Origin of the sequence: Bacillus cereus group sp. BfR-BA-01355, from assembly GCF_022663675.1 — a bacterium.
Taxonomy (GTDB): domain Bacteria; phylum Bacillota; class Bacilli; order Bacillales; family Bacillaceae_G; genus Bacillus_A; species Bacillus_A thuringiensis_S.
In genome coordinates, this window is record NZ_JAKUFY010000287.1 from 1 (window position 1) to 625 (window position 625).

The following is a 625-nucleotide window of genomic DNA, read 5'->3' on the forward strand; positions in this document are numbered from 1 at the left end:
AAATCGCGTTAATACACACACTTTTACCTGAACCCGTTGCACCCGCAATAAGTCCGTGCGGCATTTTTCGAATATCTGTTACAATTGGATCACCTGAAATATCAAGTCCAAGCGCAACAGTAAGCGGTGATTCACTCTTTGTGAATACAGGACTTCTTAAAATTTCACGAAGAAATACTGGCTTACTTTCTTTATTTGGAACCTCAATTCCAATCGCACTCTTCCCTGGAATCGGCGCTTCAATACGAATATCTTTCGCAGCTAAACTTAACTTAATATCATCACTTAAATTGGTAATTTTATTTACTTTCACGCCTGGGTCTGGTTGCACTTCAAAACGAGTTACTGCTGGCCCTTGCGATACATTAATAACATGTGCTCCAACATGAAAATTATTAAACGTTGTATCTAATAATTCTTTTTGCTCATCTAACCATTCTGTATTATCTAGCGCTGATTGCTGCGGAATCGACAACAGCGCTAATGGCGGAACAGTGTATGTCGGTGGTGTGTGCAATACATTTCGCATATCGTTCTCTCTTTGATTTACAACATATGCTTTCTCTTGTACTTCCGTACTTGAAATTGGCTTTTGTACTTGCTCTTCCACTACTTGCTGCACTGG

The 625-nt window shown here is 39.7% G+C and carries 1 protein-coding gene; it reads right to left on the minus strand.

Annotated elements, in window-relative coordinates; translation table 11 throughout:
- A partial coding sequence (locus MR167_RS31640; RefSeq protein WP_255787528.1) for a DNA translocase FtsK occupies positions 1-625 on the minus strand: 625 nt, incomplete at both ends.